The sequence below is a fragment of the Hirschia litorea genome (assembly GCF_042665075.1).
GTDB lineage: Bacteria > Pseudomonadota > Alphaproteobacteria > Caulobacterales > Hyphomonadaceae > Hirschia > Hirschia litorea.
The window spans coordinates 13247-31090 of the sequence record NZ_JBHTBR010000004.1; the positions used below are offsets into that span (position 1 = coordinate 13247).

14 protein-coding genes are annotated in these 17844 nt (G+C 46.7%); 8 read left to right on the top strand and 6 right to left on the bottom strand.

The window, feature by feature from the left end; translation table 11 throughout:
- Positions 1–207: 207 nt before the first annotated feature.
- The 3 genes from rpoD to ACFQS8_RS07290 all read right to left on the bottom strand — a co-directional run bounded on the left by rpoD (position 208) and on the right by ACFQS8_RS07290 (position 4857).
- A complete protein-coding gene (rpoD, locus tag ACFQS8_RS07280; protein WP_382166639.1) occupies positions 208–2271 on the bottom strand; it encodes an RNA polymerase sigma factor RpoD in 2064 nt (687 codons plus the stop codon).
- A 49-nt stretch (positions 2272–2320) separates the two neighbouring features.
- The gene (gene dnaG / locus ACFQS8_RS07285) at positions 2321–4273 is read right to left on the bottom strand and encodes a DNA primase (protein ID WP_382166640.1); all 1953 of its coding nucleotides are present in this window, start codon (positions 4271–4273) and stop codon (positions 2321–2323) included.
- 83 nt (positions 4274–4356) lie between these two features.
- Positions 4357–4857: a GatB/YqeY domain-containing protein gene (locus ACFQS8_RS07290; RefSeq protein WP_382166641.1), complete on the bottom strand. Its 501-nt coding sequence runs from the start codon at positions 4855–4857 to the stop codon at positions 4357–4359.
- Between the two features lie 166 nt (positions 4858–5023).
- Here ACFQS8_RS07290 and carA point away from each other — a divergent pair, with 166 nt between their 5' ends.
- The 3 genes from carA to ACFQS8_RS07305 all read left to right on the top strand — a co-directional run bounded on the left by carA (position 5024) and on the right by ACFQS8_RS07305 (position 8260).
- The gene (gene carA, locus ACFQS8_RS07295; protein WP_382166642.1) at positions 5024–6256 is read left to right on the top strand and encodes a glutamine-hydrolyzing carbamoyl-phosphate synthase small subunit; all 1233 of its coding nucleotides are present in this window, start codon (positions 5024–5026) and stop codon (positions 6254–6256) included.
- A gap of 136 nt (positions 6257–6392) precedes the next feature.
- Positions 6393–7592 carry a hypothetical protein gene (locus ACFQS8_RS07300; protein WP_382166643.1) on the top strand — a complete coding sequence of 400 codons (1200 nt, stop codon included), beginning with the start codon at positions 6393–6395 and terminating at the stop codon, positions 7590–7592.
- Positions 7593–7717: 125 nt separating this feature from the next.
- A complete protein-coding gene (locus tag ACFQS8_RS07305; protein ID WP_382166644.1) occupies positions 7718–8260 on the top strand; it encodes a DUF2059 domain-containing protein in 543 nt (180 codons plus the stop codon).
- Between the two features lie 7 nt (positions 8261–8267).
- Here ACFQS8_RS07305 and ACFQS8_RS07310 read toward each other — a convergent pair whose 3' ends face one another.
- On the bottom strand, positions 8268–9233 hold the full coding sequence (locus ACFQS8_RS07310) for a M48 family metallopeptidase (protein WP_382166645.1): 966 nt from the start codon (positions 9231–9233) through the stop codon (positions 8268–8270).
- Between the two features lie 194 nt (positions 9234–9427).
- Here ACFQS8_RS07310 and ACFQS8_RS07315 point away from each other — a divergent pair, with 194 nt between their 5' ends.
- Complete coding sequence (locus ACFQS8_RS07315) at positions 9428–10132, top strand: MBL fold metallo-hydrolase (RefSeq protein ID WP_382166646.1); 705 nt, start codon at positions 9428–9430, stop codon at positions 10130–10132.
- Positions 10133–10138: 6 nt separating this feature from the next.
- On the opposite strand, the gene ACFQS8_RS07320 is transcribed toward ACFQS8_RS07315, so the two are convergent.
- Positions 10139–10624 (bottom strand): response regulator receiver protein, encoded by a 486-nt coding sequence (locus ACFQS8_RS07320; RefSeq protein WP_382166647.1) that lies wholly within the window; start codon positions 10622–10624, stop codon positions 10139–10141.
- A 169-nt stretch (positions 10625–10793) separates the two neighbouring features.
- Positions 10794–11477 (bottom strand): CAP domain-containing protein, encoded by a 684-nt coding sequence (locus ACFQS8_RS07325; RefSeq protein WP_382166648.1) that lies wholly within the window; start codon positions 11475–11477, stop codon positions 10794–10796.
- A 349-nt stretch (positions 11478–11826) separates the two neighbouring features.
- On the opposite strand from ACFQS8_RS07325, the gene carB reads away from it, so the two are divergent.
- The 4 genes from carB (at position 11827) to ACFQS8_RS07345 (ending at position 17826) form a co-directional block, all read left to right on the top strand.
- Entirely contained in the window at positions 11827–15144 is a 3318-nt protein-coding gene (gene carB / locus ACFQS8_RS07330; RefSeq protein WP_382166649.1) for a carbamoyl-phosphate synthase large subunit, read from the top strand.
- Positions 15145–15199: 55 nt separating this feature from the next.
- Complete coding sequence (gene greA / locus ACFQS8_RS07335) at positions 15200–15673, top strand: transcription elongation factor GreA (protein ID WP_382166650.1); 474 nt, start codon at positions 15200–15202, stop codon at positions 15671–15673.
- A 3-nt stretch (positions 15674–15676) separates the two neighbouring features.
- The gene (locus ACFQS8_RS07340) at positions 15677–16711 is read left to right on the top strand and encodes a mitochondrial fission ELM1 family protein (RefSeq protein ID WP_382166651.1); all 1035 of its coding nucleotides are present in this window, start codon (positions 15677–15679) and stop codon (positions 16709–16711) included.
- A gap of 86 nt (positions 16712–16797) precedes the next feature.
- The gene (locus ACFQS8_RS07345; RefSeq protein WP_382166652.1) at positions 16798–17826 is read left to right on the top strand and encodes a cation diffusion facilitator family transporter; all 1029 of its coding nucleotides are present in this window, start codon (positions 16798–16800) and stop codon (positions 17824–17826) included.
- The last annotated feature ends 18 nt before the right edge of the window (positions 17827–17844 follow it).

Consider the following 17844-nt stretch of genomic DNA (forward strand, 5'->3'; position numbering starts at 1 on the left):
TTCATAACGAAGCACACAATTGCCAAATTAGCCTTTACTTGAACATTGCCTCAGGAATCCCAGAACAATTGCCCTTATCGCACGCTGTTAGCCCCTCACCATGAACTTAACCTTCCTTCAAACAAGTTAAAGTCAATAAATTTTAACCAAAAAAAAGCCCCCGCATAGAAGCGAGGGCTTTAAAACTCAATATATTCTGAAGAGTGTTTATGTATCCAAGAAGCTACGTAATTTACGTGAACGACTTGGGTGTTTCAACTTACGTAGAGCTTTGGCCTCGATTTGACGAATACGTTCACGTGTAACAGAGAATTGTTGACCAACCTCTTCCAACGTGTGGTCCGTGTTCATACCAATACCAAAGCGCATACGTAGCACACGCTCTTCACGAGGCGTTAATGAGGCTAGCACACGAGTTGTTGTTTCACGAAGGTTGGACTGAATAGCTGCATCCACAGGAAGCAATGCCATTTTATCTTCGATGAAATCACCAAGGTTTGAATCTTCATCATCACCAATCGGCGTTTCCAAAGAAATTGGCTCTTTCGCGATTTTGAGAACCTTACGAATTTTCTCAAGCGGCAAACCAAGCTTTTCAGCTAATTCTTCAGGTGTTGGCTCACGGCCAATTTCGTGAAGCATTTGACGCTGAGTCCGCACGATTTTATTGATCGTCTCGATCATGTGAACTGGAATACGAATTGTACGGGCCTGATCTGCGATAGACCGCGTAATCGCCTGACGGATCCACCACGTCGCATATGTTGAGAATTTATACCCACGGCGATATTCAAATTTATCAACAGCTTTCATCAAACCGATATTCCCTTCCTGAATAAGATCCAGGAATTGAAGACCACGGTTTGTATATTTCTTAGCGATAGAGATCACGAGACGAAGGTTTGCTTCCACCATCTCTTTTTTCGCGACGCGTGCTTCACGTTCACCTTTTTGGACTGTCGCTACAATTCGGCGGAAATCCTCAATCGGCACACCCATTTCTTGTGAAAGACCAGAGATATCTGCACGCATTTCTTCAACTTTATTGCTTTCTGCTGCAATAAACTTCTTCCACTTGGCAGAAATTTGGGAAACACGCTCACCCCAGTCTGGCTCAAGCTCGGTACCGAAATAGTTATCGAGGAATGACTTGCGCGGCACACCATGCGCATCTGACAAGCGCATTAAAGCCCCCTCAAGCCCCATTAGGCGCTTGTTAATCGCGTAAAGCTGCTCAACGAGCGTTTCAATACGCGCATTATTGAGATGTAGCTTTTTAAGGTTCTCGATAATACCGTTCTGAAGATTGACGTATTCTTCAGAGTCCTTTGGCGTAAGCTCTTTACCTTCCATGTGACGCGTTACAAGTTTTTCCTGCAAACGGCGGTATGCTTGGAAATCAGACGCCACATTATCCAGAATTTCAGTAACACCATCCCGCAACTCTGCTTCCATCGCAGACATGGACATTGCGCCGCCATCATCAAAATCATCATCGTCTTCATCATCTTTTTCAGGCTCTTCAATGCCCTCTTCGATGCGCTTTGCTTTGGCTGCAGCTTCTTCTTCTTCTTTTTTCTCAGCTTCAATTTGCTGAGGTGTTTTCACAACTGGCTCACCCTTTTCAAGGGCTACGGCTGCAGCGGAATTATCTGGCACCCCACCATTTTCAGCCGCATAGGTCGCTTCCAAATCGATAATATCACGTAGCAACACGCGCTCATCTTCCAGCTCCTGACGCCAAACCATGATCGCTTCAAATGTAAGCGGGCTTTCACAAAGCCCACGGATCATCGCATCGCGACCAGCCTCGATACGTTTCGCAATCGCAATTTCGCCTTCACGGGAAAGCAATTCAACAGTACCCATTTCACGCAAATACATGCGCACAGGGTCATCTGTACGGTCATAACGATCCGAGCGACCACCTGTTGTCGCAGCAGTTGACTTTGCTTTAGCTACGCGTGTTCCTGTTGCGTCATCATCATCAGAATCACTATTTTGAGAATCATCTGACTCTTCAGCGTCGTCATCAGAATCAACAACATTGATCCCCATCTCGCTAAGCGCAGACATAATGTCCTCAATCTGATCAGGATTCACCTCATCAGAAGGAAGAACTTTATTTAGCTCTTCATGCGTAATAAATCCACGCGCTTTACCAGCGGCGATAAATTTCTTTACGCTTGCATTCGACAGATCAAGTACTGGACCATCTTGGTTTTCAGCAACTTCTTCTTTATTGGCTTTGTCGGCTTTTGTTTTGGTCATACAAATCTCCCGCCCTTAACCCCGGCTCGCCCAAGCCGCGTATGGCAATTCAATCCTGTGAGTTGCTTGTGGTAGTATCGTCGATAAGTTCCTGTGACTTCGCTTTCAATGCTTGTCGTTCCGCCACCAACCTTTTTCGACGTGCCCATTCCGCTTTATGTTCCTCGACTCCGTTAGCTGAAGCAAACGCATTTTTCTCGCTATCTGCCTCGTCTTTCAGAGCCGCAACAGTTGGGAAACGCTCCAGTGCAGCGAGCCATTCACGCCCAGCAACAGTGGCTGGATCTATGGGCTCCTGATTCGGATACTCTTCGAGCAGTTTCGCAGAACGTGTGCGGCCAAGACTCCGTAAATGGGCTGCAATTGCGCTGCGGTCAACCTTTTCCCCAAATTCTTGCACATCTAATGCTGCATTTCTTAGTGTTGAGACATCTTCATCACTAAAAACAGCCATTGCTAGCATCTCTTTCGCCTCAATCATAAGGTTTGGACTATCAATGGCGCGAATAATCATTCCAAGCCCTGTACGCCCAGTTAAGCCTCGGGTGTCGGATAACTTTACTACAGGCCCCTGTGCAACATTCTTGCCGCGATATTTCGAGTTCCCTTTACCATCCCATTTTTTTCCGCCCCAATTGTTATTTGAACGTTGGTCTTTTTTGGCAAATCTCAATTCACGAAAATACTGGTAACGCCTGTCTTTCAATTCGCGCATATATGCCACGCGCACTTTTTCGTGGCCAATCGAAGCAACTGCATCGTCTAGCCGCGCTTCAAAACCAGCGATACGCTCGGGTGTATCCAAGGACTCACGCCCCAATTCCCGCTCCCAAAGCAAATCCACAAGTGGACGGGCATTCCGTAACAGGTCACGTAGACCTTCTTTCCCGCCCTCTGTTTTTAAGAGGTCATCCGGATCCATGCCTTGAGGCAATAGAGTCACAAATACTGATTTTCCTGGCTCCAACAATGGTAGCGCAAGATCGACAGCACGCATGGCCGCTTTCTGCCCCGCACTATCACCATCGAAACACATTATTGGCTCTGGCCCAACACGCCACAACATCTTTAACTGCTCTTCAGTGAGCGCAGTCCCCATAGGAGCAACAGCTGTGGAAAATCCCTTCTCAGCCATAGCTATGACGTCCATATACCCTTCAGAGACAATCAGCCCACGCGCAAACGGATCGTCAGAACCAGCGTGTCGAGATAATTTGTAAATAGCATCTCTGGCGCGGCCATAATTATAAATAACCGACGATTTATGAAACAGGGGCGTTTCCGATGAGTTTACATATTTGGGAATGCCCTTGTCTTTAAGCACCTCTGCTGACTCAAGCGCACGCCCTCCAAGAGCGATCGGACGCCCAGTAGGGTCAAGTATAGGAAATATAATGCGATGGCGAAAAGCATCATATGGTGGCTTATTTGCTTGCTTGGACTCTCGTACAAGACCAATCTCCAGCAAATCTTTAGCGGTTGCCCCCTGCTCGACTAAATGATCATGGAGAGTTTGCCACCCTTCAGGTGCGTAACCTATACGATGGCGCGCCCATGCGCCTTCATTCAAACCACGTTTCTTTTGCAGATAATTTCGTGCTAGCTCACCATTGGAGCCACGCAGTTGGGCTTCGTAAAAAGAAACCGCCGCTTCCATTAGTTCAAATAGAGACTTGCGTTTCTTAACTTGCTTTTTCTCGGAAGCGTTCTCTGTGGGCAGCTCCATGCCAGCCATTTGAGCAAGCTTCTCGATCGCTTCTTGAAAGCTAAGACCTTCAGTCTCTTGAACAAACGCAATAATATCGCCTGATTGCTGCGTTGAAAAACATCGATAAGTGCGCTTTTCATCATCAACATAAAAAGAAGGCGTTTTTTCGTCTTTAAACGGTGAAAGACCTTTAAAATTCTTTCCCGAACGCACAAGCTTAACCTTGCGCCCGATATACCCCGATATAGGCAACCGGTCTTTTAATTCATCAATAAAAGCTTCAGAAAACCGCATCACACCTCATCGAACCCAATCCTTATTTAAGGACAGCTACCGCATCAGTTATTCTATTTAACCATAATAATTTGTATTTTTGGTTATAACAGCAATTTTTTTACAGCTGATTTTGCTGCGGCTGACTCAATTTGTTCTGGAAAACGCGCTTTTAACTCAGTGACACAACGCCCCATATCTTTCAGGCATTCTCCACCCAACTCTCGCACGACATGCTCTGCCGCCAAACGTATCTGAGCATCATCCAATTTTTTAGGGATGAATTCCTTCAATACGTCTACTTCTTCGCGCTCTTGTTCAGCTAATTCAATGTTACCTACAGCATCATATTCTTCTGCTGCCGTTTCACGTTGCGCTATCATATGACGCAAAATTGCATTGATTTCAGCATCTTCACACCCGCGACATTCATCTTTTTTGCGCGCTTTAATATCGCGATCCCTGACAGCGCATAAAACCAGTCTAAGCGTTGCTGCACGCGTTTCGAGTCCGTCAGTCTCGGCTTTCGCGAGTTCTGACTTGAGTTCATCCCGAAGACTCATGTGTACGCCATCAGCAACATTTTGTTGTAATGCAAGTGACATCTATCTGTTAGTCCTGCTAGGAGTTGAGCCGTTTTCATCACCAAAATTGAAGGTTTTACGACTAATCATCTTGACTGCCAAACCCTCACCTCTCTATTCACGTGCGAAATGCGTCGTGAGTCAATGGTTATGAACACGCTGTAATAAAACAAGAAGGCGCGCTCTTATGCCCAATCAGGTTGCCAATCAAGTCCCTAATACAAAGTTTACCAATAACGAAGTTTCACAAAACTCTGGAAAAACACCTCAAAAAGCGACTGGAGCCATCGCACTTGCAGATGGAACTATCATTTTTGGGCGTGGTTCAGGTGCTTCAGGAACAGTTGTTGGAGAATTATGTTTCAACACCTCAATCACAGGGTATCAGGAAATTCTGACTGACCCCTCCTATAACAATCAGATTGTAATGTTCACATTTCCACATGTTGGCAATGTGGGTGCCAATGATGAAGACAATGAAGAAAGCAGCGTAAACGGCGAAACAGCTGCACGCGGTGCAATTTTCCGTGCTCACCCTACTCCGCCCGCTAACTGGCGGTCAAAAGATCACCTCGGGGCATGGCTGCGCAAAAAGGGCATTGTCGGCATTTCTGGTGTAGATACACGCGCTCTCACTCGCCGCATTCGCGAGGGCGGCATGCAAAAAGTGGCAATCGTCCACGCGCCAGATGGTGTGATTGATAAGGCTGCTCTTCTTGCGACAGCTCGCGCATGGGGCGGCGTTGAAGGTGCTGATCTCGCAAAAGAAGTAAGTACATCAGAACGGTTTGAAACCACTGAAAACCTTTGGCACATTGTTGATGGCTACAAAAACACAGATGCAGCAACCTATCATGTCGTCGTCGTGGACTTTGGCGTCAAGAAAAACATCCTTCGCAACCTTGCAAGCGTCGGCGCACGTGCCACTGTCGTTCCTGCGACAACATCTGCAGAAGATATCCTAGCTCTCAATCCCGACGGTATTGTACTTTCAAATGGACCAGGCGACCCCGCTGCAACTGCCGAACACGCCGCTCCTATGATCCGCAAACTGATAGATTCAAACAAACCTATTTTAGGTATTTGTATTGGTCACCAGCTTCTAGCGCTTAGCCTTGGAGCTAAAACTATGAAGATGGCTGCTGGACATCACGGTGCGAACCACCCTGTAAAAGATTTGGAGACAGGCAAGGTAGAAATCGTGTCTATGAACCACGGCTTCACAGTGGACCCAAACTCCCTACCAGAGGGCGTCGTTCAGTCTCACGTGTCTCTATTTGATGGCACAAATTCTGGGTTAAAAGTCACTGGAAAACCGATTATTTCAGTACAACACCACCCAGAAGCCAGCCCCGGACCACAAGATTCTTTTTACCTGTTCCAGCGCTTTGCCGACTTGATGAAATCGTCAGCATGCTGATCAATACGATTTATGAAGGTTTTATGGCAGTGCGCGAATCTGCTTGCGGCCCAAAAAATTAAATGCCATTCGACATGAAAACAGAGGTAGCACCCTTTGTTTTTGTGTTGAGTCGAACAATTAGGCGGGCTGTTTAATGGAAATTCTGGGCACAAACATATGGGCCGTGATTGGTTTTGCTTTCGCGGCGTATGCCGTTGTAGGAAACGACGCGCTCCAAACGCTCGGTACTTTTATCAACTCGAATAGACGATTACCGTGGTGGGTCCTATATCTCTTTGCGGTATCTATTCTTCTCGTCACCTTCTATTGGGGTTGGCAGATCACCCAAGGTGACGTCTCTTGGGGAAAGCTCGATAAAGTATCAAAATTTCCCGTCTTTGAAGTTCACTGGTATCACGTTCTGCCACCGATGGTGCTGCTACTTCTGACCCGTTTAGGTATCCCAGTTTCCACAACATTCATGGTCCTAGCGACCTTCGCGACACTTTCCGGCATGTATTCTATGCTGACGAAATCGCTCATGGGATATGGAGTAGCATTCATAACTGGTGGACTGATCTACGCAGCACTTGCACCTACCTTAGAACGTTGGTTTCTAAAAACAGCCGATACCCAACACAATCCTATCTGGGTAATCCTGCAATGGGTAACCACTGGCTATTTATGGGGTGTTTGGCTTATTCAAGACTTCGCGAATATCTTCGTATATCTCCCACGTAACTTACCTGAAACTTTCAATGTCGGTGGAGAAATTGTTCAAGCTACATCTAAAAGCGCTCAAGCCATTCTTGATAAATGTACAGAACTATCAGCAGGCCAAGCTGACGCAATAGACGCGTGTTTATCAAGTGTATCTATAGCTTCCCGTACTCAAAACCTGAGTTTCTTAAACGCCAGCTTGGGTATGGCTCTGATTGCCGTGTTTCTGCTCATCACGTTTGCGAACCGTGGTGGACCAGTGCAAAAAATCCTACTCACCAAAACATCCGTGACTGATATACGTTCAGCTACAGTTATAGACTTCATCTATGCCTCTTTGCTTTTCGTATTCTCAGGAAATTTGCAGGACTTTGGTGTCCCAATCTCAAAAGTGCCAATGTCAACAACATGGGTATTCCTTGGCCTGATCGCCGGACGTGAGTTTGCAATTGCCACACTCGATAAGGTGCGTACGACGGGAGCAACTGCGAAAATCGTTGGGATGGACCTTGCAAAAGCAACACTTGGTATAGTCATATCAGTGGCCTTAGCGCTCTCTATGCCATACCTTGCTCAGCAATTTAACGGGAACAGTGACGAAATCTCATCTCCCCTAGAAATGCCTTCACAATAAAGATGGCTTGAACGCTTACACTCCATCCAGCTTTGGTATGTCTCCATACTTTTAAAATGATGGTTGTGTATTCAAAATAACTCCCCTACCAATATTTACTCATGTTTATTGGAGGGGTTGGGAATATGAAAAACATATTTAAAACGACATGCGTAACCATAGGGGTGCTAACATGTAGCTACATGTCCCCCGCTTGGGCAGATGCCAAAGAAGACGCAAACTTCATTGCAAGCAAACTCGCATCTGACGATGTCATAGCTGTTCAGCTGGAGGCTATCAGAGGTATCCTGACGCCTACCCTCCAAGTGCAGTTGGAGCAGTCTGGTATAAGGCTATCGCCTAGCTCCCTACGGATATTTACAGATCTATTCGTAGAAGAGTTCTCGGTTGTATTCATAAACGAATACCGCAAAATAACCGAACAAACTTATATTGAACATCTATCTGCTTCAGAGTTAGCCGATTTTCGCGCCTTTTTGGAATCCGACTCAGGTAAAGTTTACGCAGAAAAACAAGCTGATATTCTTACCAGCCTCACAAAAGCTGGCGAACTAGTTGGAATGAAAGCCGGCTTAGAAGCTGCACCTAGAATCCAAAAGCGACTGGATAGCAATGAAGATCTAGGCTTCTCAAAATCCGAGCTTGAAGCTCTGCGAGGGCTAAACTAAACCCTCTCTACCGCGCAGGCAGCGGTCCGCACTTTTGCTCATAAAGCTCAATATATTGCGGCATAACCTCTACAAATGCCTGCGCACGTTTTTCGGGGTCAGGGTGAGTGGACAATGCTTCAGGCTGGCGTTGTCCTCCACCAAGTTGAGCCATACGCCCCCATAATTCTGGCGCTTCACGAGGGTCATAGCAGGCACGTGTCAACAACTCCAAGCCGATCATATCAGCTTCGCTTTCGTGTGCGCGGGAGAATGGCTTCATAACGCCAACATCTGCCCCCATACCAAAAGCCCCCATGACTGCGCGTTGGGCTCCGGCTCCCATATCTCCGACACTCGCTCCAACCGCCATCTGACCAAATTGCATCATTTTGGCTTGGCTCATTCTCTCTGCCCCATGACGCGCAAGCGCATGACCAATCTCATGTCCCATAATAACAGCTATGCCATCTTTATTAGCTGCAGTCGGCAATATCCCCGTATAAAAAGCGACCTTCCCTCCCGGAAGACAAAAAGCATTTGGCGTGTCTGATGAAATTACTTGAAATTCCCATTGAAATTTATCAGCAAGTGTCCCCCAAGACGGTATCCCACCTGCACTTTTTCCCATCCCCATTAGCGGAGCGCCTTCTTGCTCCCACTCTATTGCAGCACGCGCTATATCTTCACCAATTTTATTGATGATCTGCACCACTTCGCGCTCGTCCATCGAACATGCATTCGTTCCTCGGCTGCATAAAACCGGCTCTGATTGCAAAATCTGCATATAAGATTGATCACCCAGCGCAACTTCTTGCTCAACTGACATTGTGACCATTTGCTTGCGGCCTGAAATACCGGTTTTCTGGTTTGAAAACCAATAAAATGCCAACCCCACAATCACTAAGCCGATTATTGGCAAGCGGCCACCTAAAGCACCGAGAAGCCCACCACGGTTAGATCTACGTCCTCGCGAGTATGCTGGAATACGCATGCAGTCTTCCCCTTAAACAAACAGCCTGAGCCAAACACGTCCAAATCAATTTGCTTGAACATAGCCTACACTTTTCAGGAATTAAAATACTTCTTACCGATGAACTGCATTTCTTAAATGTTCCGATTGCATTGCAAGCCCATTTATAGACGATATAAACTCTGTTCCATCTCAGTAATTTTGAAATGCATCCTATGACCGCAACGCCTTCTGACCCTGCAAACCATCAAGCAAATGCGCCTATTCCCTTCAAAGTCCAAATTATTCCGGTTACGCCACTACAACAAAACTGTTCTTTGATCTTCGATGAAAAGAGCAAAGAAGCCGTGTTTGTAGATCCGGGCGGCGATGTTGAACAATTAGAAGCAGCACTGAAACATTTTGGACTTAAACTAACCAAAATTTGGCTCACACACGGGCATCTTGATCATGCTGGTGCAGCACAAGCGCTCAAAGAATCTTGGAATGTTGCAATAGAAGGTCCACACGAAGATGACCAATGGTTGCTAGACGACATTGAACGCCAAGGTGCTAAATATGGCATTACCGATGGCCGAAACACGCGTTCAGATCGGTATTTATCCGATGGCGATACTTTAGAATTCGCAGGCCACACTTTTGGAATTGTTCACTGTCCAGGCCATACACCCGGCCATGTTGTGATTTACAATAAAGAGGCCAAACTTGCTTTTGTTGGCGATGTGATATTTCACGGCTCTATAGGCCGAACCGACTTTCCGCGTGGCAATCATCAAGACCTCCTTGATTCTATCACCAAAAAACTTTGGCCACTGGGAAATGATATGCGATTTGTTCCCGGACATGGTCAAATGAGCACATTTGGCCAAGAACGCCTTACAAATGGGTTTGTTGCGGATTCTGTTCTAGCTAAACGCTAATTACCCCTAATCAGCACGGCGCTCTTCACCTTGGTATCGTATATTGTGAAGACGCCTGCGGCATGGGCCAAAATACTGGGAAGTACGAACGAAAGAACGGTTGCGCCCTACAAAATGAACGAGTTGCCGCCACAAATCATTCCCCGTGAATGGTAGCGCCATTACACCATCCACACCGCAACGAATTCCCTCTTGTATGACACGACGTGAAGGCGTCGATGTCATCAACAATACGATCGCATACGGATTAGATGCATCGGATTCGGAACGAATAGCTTCGACCAAAGGTCCGAGCGGCATTCCAGGCATATGATTAATTATCACAATATCCCGGTAATTGTGGCGGATAGCTTCTTTTAATTGGTCTTGCCCTTGCACAGCTTCGATGCGCTTTACTCCAAACGCTTCAAGCGCTGTTTTCTCAAGGTGAACCAAATGTTTGTGGTGGCTGTAGATGAGGACATCAATTGCATTTAAATTCGTCGCGCGCATTCCGTCCCCTTTCTGAAATCAATTAAATCCAACAATTAATTGTCATTGCTTAGGATTGGCTCCACAACAATCTCAACACAGACACATCATAATTAACCGTTACCAAATATCAAAAATGAATTAACATCTATTGAATATCATTCATAAATTCAGCGTATAGGATGGTAAATCACTGATATCTACATAGCCATATCTGGCTGTTATTTTCGCACTTTTTGATATCGCATCCCAATTGCGAAGCGCCAGCATCATCCCGTCCAAACGGACCAGCCTTTAAAGCAATCAAATTTTCCACAAACACCTTAGGGGAGATGTTAAGTAAACGGGACTGCCCTTTGCTATCTTTGCCAGCAGGCGAAATGAAAATAGCCTCTCCGCTGGCACTAAACACCTTACTCTCAGAAAAGCTGCACATGCCTTCGGGTAATTGTCTCACTTGCAATTGCGCACGTTGAGACAACGCACTTGACCATTCCACCCCACGCGCGCCTCGAGCTTGCAATGCATAAGAATGAGCTTGTGTGACACCTGCAAGGTCATTTGGTTCTGGAAACTGTTTGGCAACAACGACTGCACTTCCCGACTTTATTCCTGTTTGCGCTGGTGGAATAGGCTTTTCATCTACCCGTGCAACGGGGGCCGTAGCCACTTTAGGTCCCAAAGACAAATCTTCTTCAGGTTCAACAGGCGGCGGTGCAGGTTTCACCTCGACAGCAGGCGGCAGAGGTGGTGCAATTTGAACACTCTCTGAAACAGTTTTACACCCAACTGAAGTCAGAATGGATGCTGAAAGAATCATTCTGGTATTTAACTTCATCCATTTACTGGTGAATTTAGTATCAAAAATCTTCATTCTATCTTGCCTCAAAGCCATGCTCCAACGTCAGAACACAGAACGAATCTGTGCATTCTCTACGTTGAAAAGTATATTCTACCCCAGCCTAGCCTCAAATAAGATTGAATTTCCAGTGATGATTGCGTCCATTGCCAATCGTTAAAGTAGAGAAACAATGCTAACTTAAAGTCCTCAACGGCGACCATCCAACAAAAGAAATGAAATAAGATGTGAATTCGATGGTATATGTGGCTTGCACCAATACGCTCAGGGAGCTAAACCCACCATCAATTTGCCCATGTGCAAGCATTACATTGCTCATGGCTACACAAACGTTGCGACCTAAAGACCCTAAGGACACACCTTCATGCCTAAACGTACCGATATCCAATCCATTCTTGTGATCGGCGCAGGCCCAATCGTAATCGGGCAAGCGTGTGAGTTTGATTATTCTGGGGTTCAGGCAATCAAAGCTCTAAAAGAAGAAGGCTATCGCGTCATATTGGTGAACTCCAATCCAGCTACAATCATGACGGACCCTGATCTAGCTGACGCAACTTATATTGAGCCAATCACACCAGCATTCGTCGCAAAAATTATTGCTAAAGAACGCCCTGATGCAGTCCTACCAACAATGGGTGGTCAAACAGCTCTGAATACAGCGCTGGCTCTTGATAAAGATGGTACGTTAGAAAAATACAATGTTGAACTGATCGGTGCCAAAGCTGACGCGATTGAAAAAGCTGAAGACCGTGAAAAATTCCAAGTTGCGATGAGCAATATCGGCTTAGAAAACCCAAAATCGGTAATCGTAAGCGCTCCGAAAAAGTTGGACTCAAACGGCAAAGAAATTGGGAAAGACATTCTTGGTGGTCTCAAAGAGTGTTTTGACGCACTAGAGGACATTGGTCTTCCCGCTATTATTCGCCCCGCTTTCACGCTAGGTGGAACAGGTGGTGGTGTCGCAAACAACCGTGAAGAATACGAATATTTCTGTCGTTCAGGTATGGAAGCATCCCCTACTGGGCAAATTCTCATTGATGAAAGCTTGCTCGGCTGGAAAGAATACGAAATGGAGGTTGTGCGAGACACAGCTGACAATTGTATCATTATCTGTTCTATCGAAAACATTGATCCAATGGGCGTACACACAGGTGACTCAATCACCGTAGCTCCAGCACTAACCCTCACGGATAAAGAATATCAGATTATGCGTAACGCCTCCATTGCGGTGCTGCGTGAGATTGGTGTGGAAACAGGTGGTTCAAACGTACAGTTTGCTGTTCACCCTGAAACTGGCCGTCTTGTTGTTATCGAGATGAACCCACGTGTAAGTCGCTCATCCGCTCTTGCATCTAAAGCTACTGGCTTCCCAATTGCCAAAGTCGCAGCAAAACTTGCTGTGGGGTATACACTAGATGAATTAGACAATGACATAACAGGCGTCACTCCGGCCTCTTTTGAACCAACGATTGACTATGTCGTTACCAAAATTCCACGTTTTGCGTTTGAAAAGTACAAAGGGTCAAACGAACTTCTTTCAACAAGCATGAAATCTGTGGGTGAAGCTATGGCCATTGGCCGGACCTTCCAAGAGAGCTTTCAAAAAGCACTCCGCTCACTTGAAACCGGATTTTGCGGTTTGAATGAAGTCGAAATCGAGCGCCTAGGTAAAGGTGATGACCGCAATGTCCTTCTTGCAGCATGTTCCCAACCTACTCGCAAACGTTTACTCGTAATAGCACAAGCAATACGTCACGGCCTTTCAGTAGAAGATATCGCAAAAGCAAGCGGTGTCGACCTATGGTTCTTACGTCAAATTGCCGACCTCATAGAAACAGAAGAAAACATCCGCCGTGATGGTCTGCCGACTTCTGCGGAAGAGATGAACCTGATAAAATCTAAGGGTTTTTCTGACGAACGCCTTTCTATGCTGACTGGTAAGACAGAGTTAGACGTACGTTCCTACAGACAAGCTTTGGGTGTTCGCCCTGTTTTTAAACGCATTGATACATGTGCAGCAGAATTTGCTGCCAAAACACCATACCTCTACTCAACATATGAAACAGGTATGATGGCAGAAGATGGCGCATTGCTTCCCGCTGAGTGCGAAGCGCTCCCATCAACTCGCAAAAAAGCTATGATCCTTGGGGGTGGCCCAAACCGTATCGGTCAGGGAATAGAGTTTGACTATTGTTGTTGTCATGCAGCGTTTGCAATGGCTGATCTGGGCATTGAAAGCATTATGGTCAACTGTAATCCAGAAACGGTTTCAACTGACTATGACACCTCCGACCGCCTCTATTTTGAGCCGTTAACATTGGAAGATGTATCTGAGATTTGTCATGTTGAGCAATCAAGCGGTGAATTTGCAGGTGTAATCGTACAGTTTGGTGGGCAAACTCCTCTAAAACTAGCGCAAGGCCTAAATGATCTAAACGTCCCTATTCTTGGAACATCTCCTGATGCGATTGACCTAGCTGAAGACCGCAAGCGGTTCTCGATATTGCTGGATGATATTGGGTTAAAACAAGCGCCTTCAGGTATCGCCAGAACCGTCGAAGAAGCTTTGGCAATCGCTGAACGCGTTGGTTATCCCGTCATGGTTCGTCCTTCCAACGTCTTAGGTGGGCGTGCAATGGAAATTGCACATGATATTGCTGACCTTGAAGATTATGGCGCAAAAGCGCTTGTGGCGTCAGAGGGTGGAAACTTGCTTGTTGACCGCTATTTGTCCGACGCAATCGAGGTTGATGTTGATGCCATTTGTGACGGCGCACACACGCATGTCGCAGGTATCATGCAACACATTGAAGAGGCCGGTGTTCACTCAGGTGATTCGGCTTGTTCCATTCCGCCATACTCCCTTTCTCAACAGATTCAGACAGAATTAGCCCGTCAAGCGCGCGTCCTAGCTGATGCATTGAAGGTTCAAGGGCTGATGAATGTGCAATTTGCGGTCAAAGACGATGAAATTTACGTCCTAGAAGCAAACCCGCGAGCGTCAAGAACCGTTCCTTTTGTTGCAAAAGCTGTGGGTAAACCCCTTGCTTCTATCGCTGCAAAAATAATGGCAGGCGAAAAACTAGACAAATTTAGCCTTGGCGAAGGCCCAATTAAGCCACCTAGAATTGCCGTTAAGGAAGCTGTTTTCCCATTTGCACGCTTCTCTGGCGTAGACCCGGCACTTGGTCCTGAGATGCGTTCGACAGGTGAGGTCATGGGAATTGACGAAACTTTCGAAGCGGCGTTCTTGAAATCACAAATCGGTGCCGGCATTGATTTGCCACTCAAGGGCACATGTTTTATCTCCGTTAAAAAGAGTGATAAACAAATTGCGATTGAATCAGCTAAAGAGCTGATTAGTATGGGATTTTCAATTGTTGCAACAACGGGGACTGCACGCGATATGCGCGAAGCAGGACTTGAAGTTGAAGTTGTAAATAAAGTCGCGGAAGGTCGCCCACACATCGTCGATAAAATTTCTGATGGCGATATTCAGCTTGTGATAAACACAACAGAGGGTGCACAGTCCATGCTTGATTCTGCATCCATCCGTCGCACGGCGTTGGTAAAGGGTGTTCCCTACTACACAACGATTTCAGGCGGGACTGCAGCTGTAAGGGCAATTCGTGTTTTGATTGAGAAGCCTCTTGAAGCGGCTTCACTTCAATCCTACTCTTGACCTTAGCCCGAGTTCAGTCGACCCTCGGTAAAGTTTCAATAACGGTATCTAACTAATGCAGCGTATTCCTATGACGGCTGAGGGCCATAAAGCCTTGGAAGCCGAACTAAAACATTTAAAATCAGTTGCTCGTCCTGAAGTTATTCAGGCCATTGCAGAAGCACGTGAACACGGTGATTTATCTGAAAATGCGGAGTATCACGCCGCGAAAGAAAGCCAGAGCCATATTGAAGGGCGCATTCTGGAGCTTGAAGATAAAACGGCTCGTGCGCAGGTCATTGATACTTCTAAACTTTCTGGTGATACGATTCGTTTCGGTGCAACGGTCACTGTTGCAGATGAAGATACAGAAGAAGAAGCAACCTACAAAATCGTAGGCGATGATGAAGCTGACATCTCTAAAGGCAAGCTTTCTCTTTCCTCTCCTCTTGCGCGGGCAATGATAGGTAAAGAAGAAGGCGATGTCGCAGAGGTTAGCGCTCCTGGTGGAGCAAAATCCTACGAAATTCTTTCGGTTAAATGGATCTAAGCTATGTCTTCCAGCGCGGCCGTCGGACCGTCCATATGGGTAGTTTCCGATGGGCGCGCAGGGATTGAACGTCAGGCAGTTGCAATCGCCCACGCGTTAGGCGAATTTCAGCGGTGGTCTCAAATATCTTATATCAGTTCTGATGCGCACAAGTCCGCACCAGTACGTATTTCGCCGCAACCACCTCAATTATGGCTTCCTCCCAACCTATGGCCAGCGCCTCTTATGGCACTGCCTAAAGCTCAACGTAGAGAACTAAACGCACCTTGGCCTGACATCTGGATCGGTTCCGGGCGGCGCTCGGTCCCCTATTCAATGCGTGTGAAGAAATGGTCAGCGGGAAAAACGCTCGTCGTCCAAACACAAGATCCCAAAGTAGACCCGTCTCATTTTGATCTCGTTATTCCACCAGAACATGATCAATTATCCGGACCGAATGTGATGCCCACTGTAGGCGCACCAGCTTACTTCTCCACCGGAGATTTAGAACAAGCTGCGCTTAGTTTTGGGGATTTAACATCCGAGCCAGGCCGGAAAGCAGCAATTATAATTGGCGGCACGTCCAAAACGCATTCCCTCAGTGAAAACCGTGCCAAAGAGTTGGAGCAGGACCTACGCGGGCTAGCGGCGCAAGGTATACGGCTGTGGATCACAGTATCACGTCGTACCCCAGAACATGCGCGGATACGGTTTCGTTCAATGGCGGAGGAGTTAGGCGCACGTTTTTGGGAAAGTGAGACCACAGATGGGCCTAACCCTTACCTTGCTTTCTTGAGTCTTTCTGAACTTATTTTTGTAACAGAAGACTCTGCGAACATGATTTCAGAAGCGGCTTGGTTTGGAAAACCTGTCTACTTACTGAAGCTTGCAGGAAGTTCGGCTAAATTTGATCGCCTGCATAAGAGCTTTACCAATCAAGGCGTTGCGCGCTGGTATGATGGGAAAGCTGAACATTGGGCACCCGACCCCGTACGTGAGATTGATCGTGCAGCCGATGAAATCGTAAGACTTCTTATCGCCAAACACCCCAAGCCATAATATCCCTATTGCATGATGATATAACATCTTAATACTCTGATATTTCAGCACTTTTACTACATAAAAAAACAGCGTATAGGAAAAGCATGAGCAAACCGCATAATGATGATTCCAGCTGTGACGCCCACACACATCACCACGACGGTGATGCGCACGCTCACCACGTGCATAGCCACAGCCATAGCCATGCTGACCATGATCATGCCGCCCACGCCTCACGTGGTCGTATTGCGTGGGCGTGCTGCTTAACGGCTGCTTTCATGCTGGTTGAAGTTGTAGGCGGTGTGATCTCAGGTTCACTCGCTTTGCTTGCAGATGCCGCCCACATGCTCACCGATGCCGGCAGTCTTTTACTTGCATGGGTTGGTTTTTGGTTGGCGGACAAACCTTCTGATGCAAAACGCAGTTTCGGATTTGGCCGCTTTAGAATTTTAGCCGCATTTGCAAATGGCCTCACACTTTTATTGCTTGCTGCTTGGATCATAGTGGAAGCCATTCAACGCTTTTTTACACCTGCGCCCATCGAATCCAGCATCCTTATGGGCGTGGCAATCGCAGGCTTGATCGTCAATATTATTGCCTTCTTTATTCTTCATGGCGGCGATGATCATTCTCATGGAGATGTAAACCTTGAAGGTGCTTTATGGCATGTCGCTGGCGATATGCTTGGCTCAGTTGTAGCAATTATTGCTGCGCTCGTAATTATGTTTACAGGCTGGACGCCCATTGATCCAATCCTATCAATGATTGTCGCAGCCATTATTGGGTTTGGCGGTTTTCGTGTGCTGAAACGTTCCGGTCATATCCTTTTGGAAGGTGCCCCAGAGAGCTTTGATTCTCAAAAACTCATTGATGATTTAATGGCGCATATCACTGGCCTCACACGTGTGCATCATATTCACGCTTGGACGCTGACTGGTTCAGATACAATGGTCACTATGAATGTGTGCATTGCTGATGGCACAGATACGGTCTCAACCCTGCGCGCCATTAAAGAGCGACTCACCCATACGCATGGCATGGCTCACGCCACAATAGAATTGAGCCAAGCTGACGAAGAAGGTGATTGTTTGGGCACAAATGCGGAAAACATAGAACACACGCATTCACATTAACGTTGATTGACCGTTGAT

What these genes read in the sequence shown, in the direction of transcription:
- rpoD (WP_382166639.1), bottom strand. Translation starts at nt 2,271, where the DNA reads ATGACCAAAACAAAAGCCGACAAAGCCAATAAAGAAGAAGTTGCTGAA.
- dnaG (WP_382166640.1), bottom strand. Translation starts at nt 4,273, where the DNA reads ATGCGGTTTTCTGAAGCTTTTATTGATGAATTAAAAGACCGGTTGCCT.
- ACFQS8_RS07290 (WP_382166641.1), bottom strand. Translation starts at nt 4,857, where the DNA reads ATGTCACTTGCATTACAACAAAATGTTGCTGATGGCGTACACATGAGT.
- carA (WP_382166642.1), top strand. Translation starts at nt 5,024, where the DNA reads ATGCCCAATCAGGTTGCCAATCAAGTCCCTAATACAAAGTTTACCAAT.
- ACFQS8_RS07300 (WP_382166643.1), top strand. Translation starts at nt 6,393, where the DNA reads ATGGAAATTCTGGGCACAAACATATGGGCCGTGATTGGTTTTGCTTTC.
- ACFQS8_RS07305 (WP_382166644.1), top strand. Translation starts at nt 7,718, where the DNA reads ATGAAAAACATATTTAAAACGACATGCGTAACCATAGGGGTGCTAACA.
- ACFQS8_RS07310 (WP_382166645.1), bottom strand. Translation starts at nt 9,233, where the DNA reads ATGCGTATTCCAGCATACTCGCGAGGACGTAGATCTAACCGTGGTGGG.
- ACFQS8_RS07315 (WP_382166646.1), top strand. Translation starts at nt 9,428, where the DNA reads ATGACCGCAACGCCTTCTGACCCTGCAAACCATCAAGCAAATGCGCCT.
- ACFQS8_RS07320 (WP_382166647.1), bottom strand. Translation starts at nt 10,624, where the DNA reads ATGCGCGCGACGAATTTAAATGCAATTGATGTCCTCATCTACAGCCAC.
- ACFQS8_RS07325 (WP_382166648.1), bottom strand. Translation starts at nt 11,477, where the DNA reads ATGAAGATTTTTGATACTAAATTCACCAGTAAATGGATGAAGTTAAAT.
- carB (WP_382166649.1), top strand. Translation starts at nt 11,827, where the DNA reads ATGCCTAAACGTACCGATATCCAATCCATTCTTGTGATCGGCGCAGGC.
- greA (WP_382166650.1), top strand. Translation starts at nt 15,200, where the DNA reads ATGCAGCGTATTCCTATGACGGCTGAGGGCCATAAAGCCTTGGAAGCC.
- ACFQS8_RS07340 (WP_382166651.1), top strand. Translation starts at nt 15,677, where the DNA reads ATGTCTTCCAGCGCGGCCGTCGGACCGTCCATATGGGTAGTTTCCGAT.
- ACFQS8_RS07345 (WP_382166652.1), top strand. Translation starts at nt 16,798, where the DNA reads ATGAGCAAACCGCATAATGATGATTCCAGCTGTGACGCCCACACACAT.